General features: G+C 65.8%; 9 protein-coding genes and 4 pseudogenes. 9 read left to right on the top strand and 4 right to left on the bottom strand.

Translation table 11 applies throughout. The features are described 5' to 3' along the window. Nucleotides 1–3 precede the first annotated feature (3 nt). Nucleotides 4–882 (bottom strand): dioxygenase, encoded by an 879-nt coding sequence (locus LRS14_RS23970; RefSeq protein WP_257801397.1) that lies wholly within the window; start codon nt 880–882, stop codon nt 4–6. A gap of 165 nt (nt 883–1,047) precedes the next feature. Between LRS14_RS23970 and LRS14_RS23965 the strand changes: the two genes are divergently transcribed. After that, complete coding sequence (locus tag LRS14_RS23965) at nt 1,048–2,073, top strand: LacI family DNA-binding transcriptional regulator (RefSeq protein ID WP_257801396.1); 1,026 nt, start codon at nt 1,048–1,050, stop codon at nt 2,071–2,073. A 263-nt stretch (nt 2,074–2,336) separates the two neighbouring features. Here the strand turns inward: LRS14_RS23965 and LRS14_RS23960 are convergent. Then, nucleotides 2,337–2,864 (bottom strand): annotated as a pseudogene (locus LRS14_RS23960) (CYTH domain-containing protein); the annotation flags it as partial. A gap of 934 nt (nt 2,865–3,798) precedes the next feature. On the opposite strand from LRS14_RS23960, the gene LRS14_RS23955 reads away from it, so the two are divergent. The 6 genes and pseudogenes from LRS14_RS23955 to tnpC form a co-directional block, all read left to right on the top strand. After that, a complete protein-coding gene (locus LRS14_RS23955; protein WP_257801394.1) occupies nt 3,799–4,665 on the top strand; it encodes a bifunctional 2-polyprenyl-6-hydroxyphenol methylase/3-demethylubiquinol 3-O-methyltransferase UbiG in 867 nt (288 codons plus the stop codon). Between the two features lie 4 nt (nt 4,666–4,669). Beyond that, nucleotides 4,670–5,011 carry a hypothetical protein gene (locus LRS14_RS23950; RefSeq protein ID WP_257801393.1) on the top strand — a complete coding sequence of 114 codons (342 nt, stop codon included), beginning with the start codon at nt 4,670–4,672 and terminating at the stop codon, nt 5,009–5,011. Between the two features lie 1,145 nt (nt 5,012–6,156). After that, nucleotides 6,157–7,959, top strand: coding sequence for a methyl-accepting chemotaxis protein (locus LRS14_RS23945; protein ID WP_257801392.1), 1,803 nt, complete (start codon nt 6,157–6,159; stop codon nt 7,957–7,959). Nucleotides 7,960–8,089: 130 nt separating this feature from the next. After that, the gene (locus LRS14_RS23940) at nt 8,090–8,479 is read left to right on the top strand and encodes a response regulator (protein ID WP_257801391.1); all 390 of its coding nucleotides are present in this window, start codon (nt 8,090–8,092) and stop codon (nt 8,477–8,479) included. Between the two features lie 189 nt (nt 8,480–8,668). Beyond that, nucleotides 8,669–10,270: a methyl-accepting chemotaxis protein gene (locus LRS14_RS23935; protein ID WP_257801390.1), complete on the top strand. Its 1,602-nt coding sequence runs from the start codon at nt 8,669–8,671 to the stop codon at nt 10,268–10,270. Nucleotides 10,271–10,312: 42 nt separating this feature from the next. Next, a pseudogene (gene tnpC / locus LRS14_RS23930) lies at nt 10,313–11,635 on the top strand (IS66 family transposase); the annotation flags it as partial. A gap of 108 nt (nt 11,636–11,743) precedes the next feature. Here tnpC and LRS14_RS23925 read toward each other — a convergent pair. Next, nucleotides 11,744–12,007, bottom strand: a pseudogene (locus tag LRS14_RS23925) (transposase); the annotation flags it as partial. 1,044 nt (nt 12,008–13,051) lie between these two features. Between LRS14_RS23925 and LRS14_RS23920 the strand changes: the two are divergent. Further along, nucleotides 13,052–14,860 (top strand): sensor histidine kinase, encoded by a 1,809-nt coding sequence (locus tag LRS14_RS23920; RefSeq protein WP_257801389.1) that lies wholly within the window; start codon nt 13,052–13,054, stop codon nt 14,858–14,860. A gap of 217 nt (nt 14,861–15,077) precedes the next feature. Here LRS14_RS23920 and LRS14_RS23915 read toward each other — a convergent pair. Continuing rightward, nucleotides 15,078–15,522 (bottom strand): annotated as a pseudogene (locus LRS14_RS23915) (IS110 family transposase); the annotation flags it as partial. 505 nt (nt 15,523–16,027) lie between these two features. Between LRS14_RS23915 and LRS14_RS23910 the strand changes: the two are divergent. Beyond that, complete coding sequence (locus LRS14_RS23910; protein WP_257801388.1) at nt 16,028–17,338, top strand: methyl-accepting chemotaxis protein; 1,311 nt, start codon at nt 16,028–16,030, stop codon at nt 17,336–17,338. The last annotated feature ends 48 nt before the right edge of the window (nt 17,339–17,386 follow it).

The raw sequence follows: 17,386 nt of genomic DNA, 5'->3' as shown, positions 1-17,386 counted from the left end.
CGTTCAGGGCAGTGGGCAGTGGGGCAGGCGGGCTTCGCCCGGTTCGAGCTTCAGGTCCACGTCGAGCCGGTAGCCGCCATGGCCATCGGGCTCGAACTTGCGCAGCAACGACCCCACGGCGCCGAACACGACGTCCTCGTAGGCATGGGGGTCGTCGACGTCGAAAAACTGCGTGGCCAGGCACTTGAACCCGTCGGCCAGCACGATGAAGTGCAGGTGGGCCGGGCGCATCACCTTGCGACCCTGGGCGGCCAGCAGCCGTCCGCATGGTCCGTCGGTGGGCACGGGGTAACCCGCCGGGCGCACGCTGACGAACGAGAAGCGGCCGTCCGCATCGGTCTCGAAGCGGGCTCGCAGGTTCATGTCCTCTTGCTCCGGGTCCTGGTTCTCGTACATTCCCTTGGGCGAGGCCTGCCAGGTCTCGACCCGCGCGCCGGGGACCGGTGTTCCGTCGAGGTCGACAACCCGGCCTCGCACCTCGAGCCGCGGGCCCGGTGTGGTGTCCGAGCTGATCGTGGCGCCGTTGGAGCGCAGCGGTTGATGGGCCCGCCAGAAGGGGCCGACCAATGCCGGCTCCGTGCCTCCGGCTTCCACTGAGTGGCGGGCGCTGCGCAGCTGCACGAGCGTCGCCAAGCCCAGGATGTCGGCCAGCAGGATGCCCTCGTTTCTTTCGGCGCCCGTCGCCTTGCCCACTTCCACCAGGAAGTCCAAGCCGACCTGGAGCTCCGCCGGCGTGAGGTCGACTTCGAGCGCGAATGCATGCAGGTGGCGGATGCCTGCGGCCATCACCTGGCGCAGCCGGGGGTCGGGCGTGGTTTCGTTGGCGGCCAGCACTGCTGCGAGCAGCGCGCCGGGGTCGGAGGATGAAAGCGGTCGATTCAAGGCAGGCTCCTTCAGGAAAAAGGGCAAACGATTGCCCTAGGTTAGGCATGCAGAACACGGACGTCAAGGACGAGCGTCTAGGGAATAGCGCCAAAAAATAGGTAAAGACTTCAGGCAAGAAAGGTAGTAGAAGGGCAAACGGTTGCCTTGTCGGAGAATGCTGCCGTGAGCACTTCCTCCCACGTCACCATCGAAGACGTCGCCCGAGCTGCCGGCGTCCATCCGGCAACGGTGTCGCGGGCCCTGCGTGGCATCGCGGGCAAGGTGTCGGCGGAAAAGCGGGCCGAGATCCAGCGCATCGCCATTGAGATCGGCTACCAGCCCAACTTCGTGGCGGCATCGTTCCGCACCAAGCAGACGAACCTTGCGGCCATCGTCGTGCCGGACCTGAGCAATCCGCTGTTTGGCCCGATCGTGCAAGGACTCGAGCGGGCACTGCGTCAGCAACACCTGCTGTCGCTGGTGGTGCAGACGCCGGAGGAGCCCACAGAGCGCCGGGATCTGGTGCATGCGCTGGCCGGTCGCCAGGTCAGCGGGTTGCTGGTCCTGGCGGCGGAAAGCAGCGACCTCATGCTGCAAGCCGCCAAGGAACGCGGACTGCCAACGGTGTTGGTCAACCGTGGCTCAGGCGACCGTCACTTCTCGAGCGTGGTGAACGACGACCGGGAGTCGGTGCGGCTGGTGGTCGCGCATCTCCAGGCCCTCGGTCACTGCGCCATCGCGCACATCTCGGGGCCATCGGCCTCGTCGACCGGACGTGCGCGTCGCGAGGCCTTTGAAGACCGGACGCGGGCGCTTGGGCCGAAGGCTGATTTCCCGATCCAGGAAGCTGCGGCATTCACCCGGTCTGCCGGCCAGGCGGCGGCGCGCGTGCTGCTGAAGCGCCGGCCCACGGTGACGGCGATCTTCGCCGCAAACGACCTCATTGCCTTGGGCGTACTCGATGTCCTGCGGGAGCGGGGCATCCGCGTGCCGGCCGATATGTCCCTGGTGGGCCACAACGACATGCCCCTGGTTGACCTGATCGATCCACCTCTGACCACGGTGCGGGTGCCAGTGGAGCAAATGAGCGAGCAGGCGGCGCAGCTGTTCCTGGAGCATTTGGCGCGGGCGGACCTGCCGGTGTCCACCCGGGTGCTGATGCCGACTTTCGTGGAGCGTTTGTCGACGGGCCGGCCAACTCGCCGTTGAACCAGCAACGGCGGTATGGCGGGGTTCTAATGACGCTGCCGGAGGTAGCCCGGGCCTGGCTGCACCTGCTGAGGCGGCGTGGTCAGTGCAGGCCGATGCTTGGATTCGACACGCTGAGAGCCACGCGGCCAGCTTTGCGCTGCTGGTGTACGCAAGTTGCTCGATCGAATGCCATGAGCCCGCCGCGTTCCTGTGTGCGCTGCTGAACTACGAGCGTGGCGTTCTACGGCACGGCGCAGTCCACCGGCCTCCATAGTCTGGCTGGCCATGTCAAACAGGGCTTCTGGCGGGCCCTGTTTCAGCTCCAGTTCCAGCTCGGCGAGCGCCTCGCGCGCCGTGTTGGCGCGCACCTCGCCTACGTCCAGAGCCACCTCCACGGCGCCGCCCGCGCCAGCCGGGAACACATGGTGCAGGCGCTCCTCATCTGACGCGTACTGCTCACTCAGCTGCGCGAGGTGGTCACCAAGCGCCGCGGCGAGGCACTTACCGGCTTCCGTGCCGGCGTGCAGGTTGAGGTCGAGCAGGGGCTCACGGCCCGGCTCTGCTTCAACGGCGACCTCGTGCTCGTAGCGTTGGACGCTGAGCTGTTCCTGCACCTTGACCGTCTGGACCCAGCGGCGGCCTTCGCTGCGGAGTCGAAGCGAGATGCCCGCTCGTGCCAGGTGGCCGCTGGGTGTGTTGAAGTAACGTGCCACAAAGCGCTCGCTGCGGGCGTCTGCATGGTGCATGCGCTGACGCCAGCGCTCGAGAGCCTCCGGGTTTAACCCCAACTTCACTTCGAGCTCTGCCATGGTCGAAATCCTCACGACGTGGGGCCGCGCGCGGCGTCCGCAGCAGGGTCTGCAGCTGGATCCAACAACCCGGTGTCTGCCAACGGGATCAAGCCGCCAACGGGACTCAGATCGTGGGCAGGCTCCGGCGCGGTAGTGCCTTCAACCTGCTCGTCGGAGCCGCCGCCGAGAGATGCTGCGCACGGTGCCGCTGAAGCGAGCGTGAGGACCGCCGACCCGCGGGCGCCACCGTGCTGCGCTGGCGGGCGAGGGCGCACCGGCCACCGGCACTCGAACGACGGTGGCGGTGTCGCGGGTCAGCCGCAGCTGCACCAGTAAAGTCAAAGCGGGGTCCGCGCCGACCAACAGCGACGGCGTAAGGGGGGTCGCTTCAGGGCGCAAGCGCGCGCGACGTTAAAGCTACGCTCGAACCTGTGACAGCACAATGGCCGACGAGCCTCTTCACAAGACCAGGGGTTCTCGGCTCACGTTCGCAAGATATGTTGGGCATTTCATGCGTCTGTCTAAGTCGTTTCGCCGTCGGTCCGCACAATAGCTCGTATTGGCTTGCTGGTCGAGCGCCATGGGAGTGATCGCTTGGGAGAAGCAGCGCACCGTGAGCGATGGCACCGCCGCACGGTAAGCGGCATCCGGGTTGAAACGGAGCGCGCTGGGCGGGAGCGCGCAATGCGAACCGCCGAGGTGTTCGACCGAATTAATCGGTCGAGGCTGCCGGTGAAATGCCCGAACGAGCAAGGAACCGGGCCTCGGGCCATGGCAGAGGCCCCTGGCGGCCGCTTGGTATGGCTGCATGCCTGCTGATCGGACAACGCCAGCGGCTTGACGTCCGCGGAGCCAGCCGCCTGCAGCGCCTGGGTGCGCATCCGCGCGTATAGGTGGCTTTCCAGGGTTTCATCTAAAGTCGTCGGTTGAACAATCAATTGGATTCTTCCCAATGGCCACCGTCCACCGGGACACCGCTGCAGTCAGCCGCAAGGAATACGCCGTCACCCGCGTGGGTGACGTGCAGGTGCCGCAAGGCAATACCAGCCGCGGCGTCAATCGCGAGATCTTCAAGTACCTGCAGGAGGCCGCCCCGGCCGCCGGCTGGAAGACGCTGCTCGACCTGCCCTGCGGGCATGGCCTGTTCGTGCAGACGATCAACCGCCACCTGCCGCTGCAGGCGCACGGTGCCGACATCATGCCCAGCCCGGCGCATCTGGCCCCGCACGAGTACACCCGGTTCGATGCCTCGGCCGCGCTGGCAGGGCCGCTGCCGGAACCACTGCAAGGCCGCTACGACGTCGTCACCTGCATCAGCGGCATCATGGAGTTCGGCAACACCTCGCAGTTCTTCGACTTCTGCGCGCAGCGGCTGGCGCCCGGGGGCTGCTTCATCGTCACCAACGATTCCATCTTCACCGTGCAGGACAGGCTGCTGTACCTGCTGCTGGGCCGCACCCGGCGCCTGAAGCTGTTCCGGGTGCGCAACCAGAGCGTGTGGCACATCATCCCGATGCCGACGACGGTGGGCATGCTGCATGCGGCGGGCTTCCGCGTCGAGCGCGTGGTGCATGTGCTGGGCAAGCCCAAGGACCTGTGGATGCTGCCGCTGGCGGCGCTGCTGTACCCGCTGCTTCGGCTGTACGTGGGCTGCTCGTCCTTCTTCGAGAAGTCGTCCATCGACCCCGGGCTCAAGGCCGGGATGTACAGCTTCCGGTCGCTGTTCTGCACCAGCTACGTGCTGATCTGCCGCCGGCAGGCGGATGCCCCGGGCGCCGCCGACACGGCAGGCGCCCTAGGTCGACTCGGCGCTGATTGACGGCATGGATGATGTAAAGCGCGAGCGCGTTTGCCGGGATAAGCTTTGCCGTGTGCAGTGGTGGGCAGTGTTCATTACCGTCGCCCTGCTCACGGTGGCTGCCTCTAAGCGGAACGACGGTTCCGATGTCAGCTGCTGGCTCTATCTGCTCACCCTTCCAGCACTGGTGGTGATCACGTGGCCGCATCCACGCCCGACGGCCAAGGCGGACTTGATCGAGGCACGGTCCAGCGCTTCACCCCTGGTTTCGGTCGCCTCGCAGGGCGACCATGCATTCAGAAATGAGGCCCGCGGCGTCCGGATGAGAGACTCCGCCTGCACATTCTTCAAGCTGCTGGCGCGTTAGCGAAGCCACGACACCGGCGCTTGACGTTCGCACGGCGATCTTAAAATTGCAGGGCGGCGGAGCCGGAGCGCCGTGCGCTTGATCTGGCAACGGACTGGCCGGCATCCACGATAAGACGACGTGCTGACCGACGCCGGAAAGCTCGGCGCGCAGTGCGGCCTCAATGGCCTGCTTGCCCAGCTGAACCTCGCCCTGCGTTTCGCCCATCCTCAAGGATACCCTGTCGGGACACAGTTTGCTGCGCTGCACCAGTGGGCGGTGCGGGGCGGAAGACGAAGGTGGCAATGCACGCAAGGGGGGCGACGCCTTGCAGCAGCAGAGCACGCCGATGAACAGCGCTGCGTGACTGCGCCGCGACGGTCGGTCTCAAGTTGTGCGGCGTTTTGGGTGTGCTGCCCTCGCGCCTGACGGGGCAGTCCCTCAAGCGGATACTCTTCGTATGACTCCGCTGTCGTTTGCTTACCCGGTCCTCATCGCCCCGACCTTTGCGGGTCTCGTGACGTTGAGCTGCCGCGACCTTCCTGAAATGCGTCTCGTGCTATCGGCGGAGCTTGGAAAGGTGCGTTTGCTGGCTGCTGCTGAAGCGGTCTTGGAAGTAGTGTGTCAGGTGCACCTGAGACAAGGCAAACCTCTGCCACCACCGTCGGAGCCACGGCCGGGTGAGGTGTTGTTGGCCCCTTCGCCCGCGCTCATCGCCCAGGCTGCAAGGAGAAGGATCGCACCGTAGCCGTGCTAGGACGCGCGGCTGTCCCGTTGAATCGCGCAGGCTATCAACTCAGGGGAGGGCGACGCCATGTATTCGCCTGGCTTTCGTTGGGACGGCTTAGGCAATGGCCTGCCCTCCGTCAAATGAAGTCCGAACACGTCATCAACCGGCTCCGACCGCAGCAATGTGACGGACTCCGCGAGCTACTGTTGCTGCGCCCGCACTGAAGGCGATGTGCTATCACCCGGAGGGCTGCGGCGGTCGGGCTCGCCGGTCCGTCGTCACGGCTGCCCTAGGGGCTTGTCCAGCTTGCCACAGGCATCCCTCCCTCTTATGCCCAGGCCCGCGATTCAAGAATCCCGCTGGTGCTCCGACAACACGCCATCCCATCTCAGGACGGCTCTGCACATCGCTTGCCGTCCCCTCCGGCCCGATCCCCATGTTCCAGACCGTCCGAACCCGTTTGACTCTTGCTTGTGTGGCCGTCGTGGTGCTGGCCCTGCTCTGTGTGACAGCGGTCAACTACCTGATCGTGCAGCGGCATGTGCAGGCCCAGACCACCCGGGACCTCGACATGCTGGCGGCGGCCCATGCACAGGGCATCGGCCACTGGGTCGCCACGCAAAAAGCCGTTGTGGCTGCCTTGGCGCCGGCGACAGCGGTCGCAGATCCGGTTCCGTTCCTGATCCAGGCACAGAAGTCGGGCGGGCTGGCCTCGGCGTATGCCGGCTTTGCCGACAAACGCATGATCTTCGACGTGCCGCAGCAGCTGCCGGCGGGCTATGACCCCACCGCGCGGCCGTGGTACAGCGCGGCCGCGTCGTCTGAAACGCCGGTCCTGACCGCCCCGTACGTGGACGCCGCCAGCAAACGCCTGATCGTGACGTTTGCGATGGCGGTCAAGGGCTCCGGCAGCACCAAAGCGGTGGTCGCGAGCGACGTCTTCCTGGACGATGTCTCGAAGACCGTGGCCGCCATCCGCCCAACAGCGCGCGGTCTGGCTTTTCTGGTGGACCAGAAGGGCGTGGTCATCGCCCATCCGCAGACGCAGTGGCTGATGCAGGGCGTGGACAAGATGTCCTCCCAGCTGAGCGAGGCCGCAATCACAGCAGCCACGGCTACGGAGGGCCACTGGGTGGAAGCCGCACTGGACGACAGCCCCTATCTGCTGCGCGGGGCGACGGTCCCGGGCACCCCCTGGATCTTGGTGACCGCTGCGCAGAAGGACGAAGCGCTGGCTTCGCTGAGCAGCCTGCTCGTGGCAGCCGCCGGCGCGCTGCTGCTCATGGCTGTACTGGCGGCAATCGCCACCTCCGCCATGGTGCGGACCCTGTTGGCCTCGTTGGGACGGATCAACACCGCCATGAGCCAGATCGGCTCTGGCGAGGCCGACCTCACCCAGCGGCTGCCCGTGCACGGCCACGACGAAATGGCCATGATCGCCGCATCGTTCAACGCGTTCACCGACAAGATCGCCCAGACCATCCTCGAGGTGCGCCACAGCAGCGAGTCGATCTCGACGGCCTCCACCGAGATTGCCAGCGGCAACACGGATCTCAGCCAGCGCACCGAAGAAACGGCTTCCAACCTGCAGCAGACGGCCAGCGCCTTGGAGCAGATCACGAGCACCGTGCGGCAGAGCGCCGAAAACGCCCAGTTGGCCAACCAATTGGCTTCCAGCGCAGCCTCGGTCGCCCAGCGCGGCGGGGAGGTGGTGGGTGAAGTCGTGACCACCATGGACCAGATCCAGCAGTCCAGCCGGCGCATCGCCGACATCATCGGCGTGATCGACGGCATCGCCTTCCAGACCAACATCCTGGCGCTGAACGCGGCGGTCGAGGCGGCACGCGCGGGCGAGCAGGGGCGGGGTTTTGCGGTGGTGGCCAGTGAGGTGCGCACGCTGGCCGGCCGCAGCGCCGAGGCGGCACGCGAGATCAAGGGCCTGATCGCCGCCAGCGTCGAACGGGTGGACGCGGGCAGCCGCTTGGTCGGCGACGCCGGGCAGACCATGGCGCAGATTGTCGGCAGCGTGCAGCGGGTGAGCGACGTCATCAGCGAAATCACGGCGGCGGCCCGAGAGCAGAGCGCCGGCATCGAGCTCATCAACGGGTCGGTCAACACGCTGGACCAGATGACCCAGCAGAACGCGGCGCTGGTCGAGCAGAGCGCGGCCGCCGCCGAGAGCCTCAAAGAGCAAGCTGGGCGGCTGCACGGCGTGGTCTCGACCTTTCAGCTGCACTGAGCAGACGACCACGCCTGTGCTGGTCACCGGCCTTGTCGGCCGGGGCGGCGGTCCCGCCCCCACGCTTCGGCCGTCTGAAGGTATGCCTCTTGCAGGCTCATGGGCGTGACGGCGGCGTGGAGGCACGATGGTGTACAGCCCGCAACTCGATGCGCTGGTGGTGGATGATGACATCGACTGCGCATTGGCCGTCAGCCTGCTCTTGCAAACCCTGGGTTGCCGCTCGATGGCCCGCTACGGCGCACAAGCCGCGATCGCCTCAGCCTTGGAGGTGAGGCCGGAGCTGGTCATCGTGGACCTGGCGCTGGGGTCCGAAGACGGTTGTACCGTCATGAACTCGATCTGCGTCGCCCTGCCGATCGGCCACCGGCCGATGATGGTGTGTTTGACCGGCAGGCCGGAGGTAGCGACCGAAACCCGGTGCCTTGAACGGGGCTTCGATGTCTTCTTGACGGTCGCGGTGGACGCGGTGCGTGAGGTCCTCGCCGTCGTCACCGACCGACAACTCCGGCGCCGTTGAGCCGCCCGCTGCCTAAGGGACCACGCAGTCCGCACAAGCAGCAGGGTTTGCACCAATCAAGTGCTTCTGCCCACCGGGTTAAGTCCAGAATTGTGCACTCCGCGCGAAGGGAGCAACTTCCTCAAGCTGCCGCTGAGTCGACCGACATCAAGGGGAGGTCAGCGTCGCTGGCGGCTCGGGAGGGATGTGGTGGTCGACTTGCGTTGGGTCTCCGTGCGTGTGCGTTTCCATGTCGTGATGGCGCTGGTCAGCGCCTCGCTGATCGGTCTGGGCCTGTGGAGCTGGCTCGACAGCCGCCAGGCCAGTGACGGCCCGATCGCCCAGATTTTTGACGAGGCCATTGCCGCGTCCACCGAGGTAGGCAAGCTGCGGGAGTCGCTGTCCGCCGTGCGGCGCTACGAGGCGGCGATGGTGGCGACCGCCGTCTCCAACCCCACGGACGTCGAGGCGCTGCATCAGGCCTGGAAAAAAGAAATCGAGGCCCTGAAAGCGGGCAGTGTCCGCTTGCTGGCGCAGAACGCCGACCAGGCGTCCCTGGCCGAGCTGATCGCGGCGCAGGCCAAGCTGCTCGACGACTATGTGGCCATCATCGATCCGGTGGCTGTGCAGCTGACGCAGGCCAAGATGGACGCGTCCGCGGGCCTGGCGTACACCCAGCGCGCGGGTGACACGCTGACCGCCCTGCAAGCCAACGCGGCCGCCCTGCTGCAAGCCCAGCACGAGCACATCACGCAGCTGCGCCAGACCTTGGCGGACAACACGGCGTGGGCTGCGTCGTTGCGCCTGCTGCTTGTGGCGGGAACGCTGGTCGTGGTGCTGCCACTGATGGTGTTGACCTTGCGTTCCATCTGCGGTCCCTTGGACCGGGCCGTAACATTGACGGCGCAGATCGCACGCGGCGACCTGACCACCGCAATCGACACCACCGGACAGGATGAACCCGCGAAGCTTATGCAGGGGCTGCACAGCATGCAGGCGTCGCTGCGCCACCTGGTCTCTCAGGTGCGCCACTCGGCCGCCAGCATCGAGGTGGCGTCCGCCGAGGTGGCCAGCGGCAATCTCGACCTCAGCCAACGCACCGAGCAAGCCGCGCAGCACCTGCAAAGCACCGCGTCGGCGATGACAGAGCTCACCCACAAGGTCCGCCAGTCGGCCGACTCGGCGCACAGTGCCAACGAGCTGGCCGGATCCGCCGCGGGTGTGGCGCACCAAGGCGGCGATGTCGTCACCGAGGTGGTGAAGACCATGCTGGAGATTGAAAGCAGCTCGCGGCAGATCGCCGAAATCATCAGCACGATCGATGGGATCGCGTTCCAGACAAACATACTCGCCTTGAATGCCGCGGTCGAGGCTGCTCGAGCCGGCGAGCAGGGACGGGGATTTGCGGTAGTCGCCGGCGAGGTGCGAAGCCTGGCCAAGCGGTCAGCGGACGCCGCCAAGCAGATTAAGTCGCTCATCGGGGACAGCGTGGGGCGGGTAGACACCGGCTCACGGCTGGTCAAGCAAGCTGGCGGCACCATGGGCAACATTGTGGGCAGCGTGCAGCGCGTGCGGACGATGATCGAAGAGATCACGCAGGTCGCGGGCACGCAGAGTCAAGACCTGGCGCAGATCAGCCGTGCTATCGGTGAGCTCGACCAGGCGACGCAACAGAACGCCGCCCTGGTGGAGCAGTCTGCCGCGGCAGCCGAATCGCTGAAGGACCAGGCGGGCACCCTGTCTGCGCTGGTGCGCACTTTTAGAACCGGCAATGCGCCTGAGTCGGGCGTGCGGTCGGCCATGACCGGTTGACAGTGCATGTGACGATAGGCCGCGTTGGCGGGCTCGGGCACGATGCCACGCATGCTCGGCATGCGTGGTCTTCCTTCCACTGACCCCGAGGGCCTCTCGCCCGAGGTCGCCGCGCTGATCGCCCAGCTGCAGCAGCAGGTGCAGGCCCAGGCGCAGCAACTCGGCGAGCGTGACCAAGCCCTTATGCAGCGCGACCAGGCGCTCGCTGAGCGAGCTGCGGAGCTGGCGCAGCGCGATGCGCTGCTGCAGCGCAAGGACCGCGAGATCGCGCTGCGCGAGGCCAAGATCGAGAAGATCAACTTCGAGCTCGCGCGGCTCAAGCGCTGGACCTACGGGGCCAAGTCAGAGGCCATGAACGCTGACCAGCGTCGCCTGTTCGAAGAGACGCTGGCCGAGGACGAAGCCGCGCTGCGTGCGCAGCTCGAGAGTCTGCGCCGTGAAGCCGAGGCCGCCGCGGCGGCCGCCGGCACCCAGCCCAAGGCGCCGTCACGTCAGCCCCGTCGCAGTGCACTGCCGGCGCACCTGCGTCGCGTCGAGCATCGCCATGAGCCCGACAGCACCAACTGCCAGGAGCAGGGTTGCGGACGTCCCATGAAGCGCATTGGTGAAGACGTCACCGAGCGGCTCGACATCGTGCCGGCCGAGTTCTTCGTGCACCGCCACATCTATGGCAAGTGGGCTTGCCGGCACTGCCAGGTCCTCAAGCAGGCGCCCAGCGTGCCGGAGATCGTTGAGGGCGGCATCGCCGCCAGCGGGCTGCTGGCGCACACGGCGATCAGCCGCTTCGTGGACCACCTGCCGTACTACCGTCAAGAGACCATCAACGCCCGCTCCGGCGTGCACACCCCGCGCTCGACGTTGGCAGTCGGGACCGGTCAGGTGGGCGCGGCGTTGGAGCCGCTGTACGTGCTGCACAAGCGCTTCGTGCTCGATTGCCGCGTGCTGCACGCTGACGAGACGCCGGTGGCCTTGCTGGACCCCGGCGCAGGCAGGACACGCCGGGCCTACATGTGGGCCTACGCGCGAAGTTGGCACGACGCGGTGCCCGGCGTCGTCTACGACTTCTGCCGCGGGCGCGGGGCGCAGTACCCGGTGGCCTTCCTCAACGGCGACGAGCGACGCGGCGAGCGACGATGGTCCGGGACGCTGCTCACTGACCGCTACGGTGCGTACGAGGCCGTGGTGGACCCACAGCACTACCCGGGTCGCATCAGCGCCGCATGCGCCGCGCATGCGCGCAGGAACTTCGAGGAGCTGACGCACGAAGGCACGAGCCCCATCGGGCTGGACGCATTTCGGCGGTTCGCCCGCATCTATGAAGTCGAGGGGAAGCTGAAAGACCTCAGTGACGAGGACCGGAGGGCGCAGCACGCTAGATGCCGCCGCGCTTCGGGTCGGTGCCCACCGGCATTTCGCGGCGAAATATGGCCGGACGGTCGTGCGGCCGATTGCGCTGCTGGGTCTTTGGCGCTTGCGCGCCAGGTAGAGGTTGGCGAGCGCGACCGCCACGAACGCCCTCGTCGCGTTCTTGGCCAAGCCGCGATAGCGCACCTTGCTGAAGCCGCACAACCTCTTGGTGACCGCAAAGACATGCTCGACGCGCGAGCGCACTTTGGATTTCAGACGGTTGATGACCTGATCCAGACCAGCGGACGAACTGCCCGGGCGCACGCGCTGGTTGGTGCGATCTCGCGCTCGGGGCGCCTTCGAGCGGATCAGCGCCTGCTGCGAGGCGTATCAGCGTCAACTGGAAAGTTCACCACGCCGGCGTTTGCGGCCTTGATGTCGGCCAAGCTCGCTGAACTGCTGAACTGGATCTCGGGTGGTTGCAGCACGCCGGCCAGTTTCAGTCCGATCTCGATAGTCGACGTCGTCGCGGAAGAGGGCGTGATGGACACGGCTAACGAGTCCAGGACGCGGTCGTGGCCGGTGGCGTCCGCCGCAAACTCTCCTTGCAGCAGGTCGAAGTCGGCTGTCCCCGTGGCCGTCAGGATCGGCGCGAGGAGTTCTTTGATTTGTGTGACCTGTACGGCCAACGTGGTCGCGTCGATCGACGCCGCGCCCGACTTGAGTTCCTCGACCAGCCTTGAAGGATTCCCTGAGGGGCTGAGGCGGGCAGCGATGATCGTCGTCGGCGACGTGACGTTGACGTTCGTGGTTGCCCCTGTTGCGTCGGCGAGCAAGCCCACAAGCGTCTGAGCCTCACCTCCGCCGGTGACGCGCCTGGCCACGATGACGAATGGCGCCTGAGCCGTGCTGGCCAGGGTTGCGGACCACTTGCCATCGGCGCCAATGGAACCGCTGACGCCCACCTCCGCACCCGTGCGGTCATAGACACGAACCGTGGCGTTGGCGAAACCGGCGCCGCTAGCCGCGGTCCCCGTGAGAGCGCGCTGGCTCGGGGCGGGCGGCTCGTCAGGACGGCCATCACTGTCGTCAATGTCACCGCCGCAAGCGGCGAGGACAAGCACGCTTGCAAGTAGCACGGCGCAAAGCGGATAGGGCGGGTGGGCAGATGACATAAACACCTCACATGGTTGATTGCAAGCGCGCCTGCGCTGGTTCGGGCCATGCGCCGACGCCCCATCGTCACAGGCGCATGGCGGAATGCCATCCTCATGAAAACGAAGAAGCTGGCCAGAAGGCTGCACTGATACCCCGGGGAACAAGAGCGGCCGGCACGGTGTTCCCGCCGACTTCGGGTTATCGATCACCTCGATCGAGCCCACCTCCCCGTTGGTTCGGCCTATAACCGGGTCATTGCGGGGAAGCAAAGCGAGCATGCCGTTAGATGTAGCCCACCCCACTTCACAAACCCGCCTGTCCGCTTGGCTGCCGACAGCGCTGGTCCTGGCCGCGCTGCTGATCGTCAGCGTTCTGGGCCTGTATGGCCTGTCCGCGGCAAGGGCGTTCATGGCTGCCGAGGGACGCTGGACCAAAGCGACTTTCACCGCACTGCTGTCGCTCGAGCGGTTCGCCGAACACGGGCTCCCGCAAGACCTACTCAGCTTCGAGCAGGCGGTGAACGTGCCCATCCTGATAAGGAAGGCTCGGGTTGCAATGGACACCGTCGACGCGCCGCTTGCCGTTCCCACTCGCTATCTGGTTGAGGCCGGGGTGAACGCCGCTGATGCGACCCTGATGTGCCGCGTATATCGTTTGGCTAAAGCAGGGGGCTGGACACGAGAGACGGTGGCGCGCTGGATGGAAGGCGACGACTTTGTGGAACAACTCATTGCGGCGGCCACCATGGTGCCGGGGCAGGCCTCGCGCCCGCTTCAAGAATCGGAGCAGCAGGCCCTGCGTCGGTCAGTGCAGGCCTTGAGCAACCGATTCGTCGAGGGGCAAGGCAGATTCTCGGAGCGCATTAGCGACCGCGCTCGCCTCACCGCGTACGCCACGATTGCGGTGGCCGTTGTGTTGACCGTGCTACTCGCCGTGGCAGCCGCGCTCCATGGGCTGCGCCTGCAGAAGCGGGAAGGCCGTATCCGTGCAGAACTGTACGCGGCCAGCTTGAGGCTGCGCCTGGCAACGCAAAGTGATCGACTTGGCATCTTCGACTGGGAAGTCGGTGCGCAGACGGTGCGGCTGGACCGCCGATGTTGTGAGCTCTACGGCTTGACAAGCTTTGGCGAGTGGACGCTGGTGGACCGCTCGACACTTCGGCACCGCGTCCATCCTGACGACCAACACGCACTTCGGCACGCCATGGAACATGCGGGGCGCCAACAGACACTGTTCAAGCACCGATTCCGCGTCGTGCCGGTGCCGTCGACGATCCGCCATATGGAAGTTACGGGTTTGTGTTCCGCGGAGCTGGGTCAACTGTGCATGGTGGGGTCTGTGCGCGACGTGTCGGACGAGGTGCATCGCGCCGAGGCCGAGAGTCAGGCTCGGGTTGACGAGACGGCGGCCCGCACACGATCGCGCCTACTGTCGCGGCTGAGCCACGAACTGCGGACGCCTTTGAACGCGATCTTAGGCTTCACGCAGCTGCTGCTGACACAGCCGCAGGGCATCAGCGAAACGCAGATCCAGTGGATCGGACGCGTCGAACAGGCCGGCAAGGGCTTGCTGCGCATGATCGATGATGTTTTGCGCATTACGCGGGTGAGCAGTGGAGGGCTCGTGCTTCAACATGAGCGAGTGCGGCTGGCATCGCTACTTGAGTCGGTGCTGGAGGCAAATGAGCCACTGCAAACGAAGCAACAAATCCAGTGCAGCGTGTTGCTGCCGGACCAGGCAGCCATGGTGCGCGCCGACCCGGCCATCGTGGAGGAGGCGTTCCTCCGCTTGGTTGAGCATACGTGGCAGGTGGTTCCGGCTCGAGCCAAAGTCGACTTGACATGCACCGTCTTCGCTGCATCCATCGAGGTCAGATTCGACGCCCAGCGATGGGCTTCACGGCCCGGCTTCGGCAGCCACTTGGTTGATGAGCCTCCGAGCCAGCATCTGGGCTTCGCTCTGAGCTTAGTGGAGGCGTTGTTGTCGGCGATGGGCGGCCGGTTGGACGTGCTTGGCCGGCCCGACGGCTCCACGTCGGTCATCGCAGAGCTCCCTCGATGGTTGACGCAGACTTCAGACAACTAGCCGGATGAGCCTATGACTGACGGGAGTCGGCCTGTAGCCGCCGCTACGCGCGCAGTGCCACGCGTCATGGCCACCTGCCGCGCCAGTTGTGTAACGCCGCATCCCGGCTAGCCATTCATGCTGGGTGGACGCGTCTAGGGTAAGCGGGCAATGACCCCCGTCCAGCACCTTGACCCGGTTGCGGCGACCGTTGCTGAACACGTAGATGCACGCGGCGAACAAGTCCAGACTCGCCGAGCAGGCCGCGCATCTGGTTGGCCTGCGCGGTGGGTGCCTTGACGAAGCCCTGGCGAACGCGGTGTGGTAAGAGCACCGACTGCTGCCGAACGTTCTTGACCGGCACGAAGCGCATTGACGGCCGGCTGACGGCCTCGCAGATTGCCTCGGCATCGGCCGCGTCGTTCTTATTGCTCTTGACGTAGGGCTTGACGAACTGGGGCGCCATCAACCTGACCGTGTGGCCCAGGGCCTGGAGCTTGTGGGCCCAGTGGTGAGCACTGGTACAAGCCTCGATACCGATCAGGCAGGAAGGCAGGTTCGCGAAGAAGGGAGCAACCTGGTCGCGCTTGAGCCGCTTGCGCAGCACCGCCTTGCCGCGCTCGTTGATCCCGTGACCTGTTATACGCTTTTTCCAGATCGAGGCCGATCGTCGTAATCTCCATGGTGGACGCTCCTTCCGATTAGGTGGTTGCTGACACATCCACTGTGGCACTCCGATGCCGTCTATGGGTGGGGGCGTCCATCCCATTGCGTACGCTGCGCGGCGACCTCAGCGATCCTCAACGGCTTGCCAGGAAGGGGTCAGTCGGGCCGCGGACGGTGGCCGCGGCCCTGGCGTTGATGCTGGCGCCGGTCTGGAAGCGCTACAGCTCTCCGTGTGCTCGCGTCGTCCATCAGGCCAAGCGACGTTGCTAGTCTGAAACGCCAAGCTTAAGTTGTCCTACGGCTGTCCGATAGACATGTGGTCGCTGGATGCTGCAGGTATCGCCTGATGCAGGGGTACCGAGGCCTCCAGCGACGCTCTGGCGCCATGCCAGGTGTTCGACAGCTGCCTGCGTTGGTACAGGACAACCTTCGAGCCCACGCTGCTGGTCGGCGAGGCTGCTGCGGCGTCGACTTTCTTCCCCCGAACCTGTCGCCGGCTCGCGCTGACGAGCGCCCAACCTGATGCTGTCCCGCCTTGTCCGTCATTGGCCGGTGCTGGTTGTGCTGCTGTTCTGCGCCTATGCCACTGCGCTGCTGCACAACGCTTTCCAGGCCCAAGGCCAACTGCGCGTGGCCGCCGATGCGCGGGTGGTAGCTGATAAGCAGCGGGTGTCCCTGGTGTTGGCCGATGTGCTGGCCGAGCGTCGCCGTATCGTCAAGATGAACGACGAATGCCGACCACTGCTTCGTGCGCTGATGGAGGCAGTTGACCGTTATCAAGCTCACGAGCAGGACTTGGTCATGCGGGGTGCCCTGGAAGCCAACGCCACCGTCCGGCAGGAACGTGCTCTGCTGCTGCTTGCAGGGCTGTTGTCTGTCGGCGTGGCACTGGGTTTGGGCTGGGCCCTCAGCGATGCGGTGACTCGACCCCTGCATGCTGCAGTTGCAACAGCGCGAGCCGTGGCGGACGGGGACCTGACTGCACGGGCACAGTCCGCTGGTCGTGACGAGACTGGTCAACTGCTGGTCACGCTGCAGGAGATGTCACTGAACCTCCGCACCGTGGTCACCTCCGTGCGGGCCACCGCGGACGGCGTGGCGGGCGCCTCGAGTGAGATTGCTAACGGCAACAACGACTTGTCGGCCCGTACCGAACAGCAAGCCAGCGCGCTGCAGCAGACGGCTGCCACCATGCAGCACATGACGACCATGGTGCAGCAGAACGCTGAGCACTCGCAACGGGCCACCGAGCTATCCAGTGCTGCTGCCGGCGCGGCCGAACAAGGCGGTCAACTGGTGCGACGCGTGGTCTCGACGATGGGCGAGATCAGCACCGCCAGTGACGAGATCGGTCAGATCATCGGCGTGATCGACAGCATTGCGTTTCAAACCAACATCCTTGCCCTCAATGCCGCTGTCGAGGCCGCACGTGCAGGCGAACAGGGTCGCGGCTTTGCGGTTGTCGCGTCTGAAGTTCGAGCGTTGGCCCACCGGTCTGCCGAGGCTGCGAAGCAGGTGCATCGCTTGGTGCACGCCAGCTTGCTGAAGGTGAAGTCGGGGGAAGCGCTGGTCAGTGAGGCGGGCTGCACGATGGACGCCATCGTGCAGCAAGTCAAGGCGGTCAACGCGCTGGTGGCCGGAATCAACGGCGCGACGGGCCAACAAAGCACCGGCATTGCGGAAATCAACGCGGCAATCGGCTCGATCGACCAAGGCACGCAACAGAACGCGGCGCTTGTAGAAGAGGGTGCCGCTGCTGCGGAGAACTTGAAGCAGCAGGCTGGTCACTTGGTGCAGATGCTGACCCGGTTTAAAACTGCCCCTGCCTCTTAAGCCAGTCTTGCCTTTATTCAGGCCCGCTGTTTGCGCGGGTGCTGTGTT

The organism is Aquincola sp. J276 (genome assembly GCF_024700035.1).
Lineage (GTDB): Bacteria > Pseudomonadota > Gammaproteobacteria > Burkholderiales > Burkholderiaceae_C > Aquincola > Aquincola tertiaricarbonis.
Note: the sequence above shows the minus strand (reverse complement) of the source record. Positions and strands in the feature narration are given on the sequence as shown.

Coding starts and splice junctions, on each gene's coding strand:
- LRS14_RS23950 (WP_257801393.1), top strand. CDS start 4,670: ATGGATGATGTAAAGCGCGAGCGCGTTTGCCGGGATAAGCTTTGCCGT.
- LRS14_RS23920 (WP_257801389.1), top strand. CDS start 13,052: ATGCCGTTAGATGTAGCCCACCCCACTTCACAAACCCGCCTGTCCGCT.
- LRS14_RS23945 (WP_257801392.1), top strand. CDS start 6,157: ATGTTCCAGACCGTCCGAACCCGTTTGACTCTTGCTTGTGTGGCCGTC.
- LRS14_RS23955 (WP_257801394.1), top strand. CDS start 3,799: ATGGCCACCGTCCACCGGGACACCGCTGCAGTCAGCCGCAAGGAATAC.
- LRS14_RS23910 (WP_257801388.1), top strand. CDS start 16,028: ATGCTGTCCCGCCTTGTCCGTCATTGGCCGGTGCTGGTTGTGCTGCTG.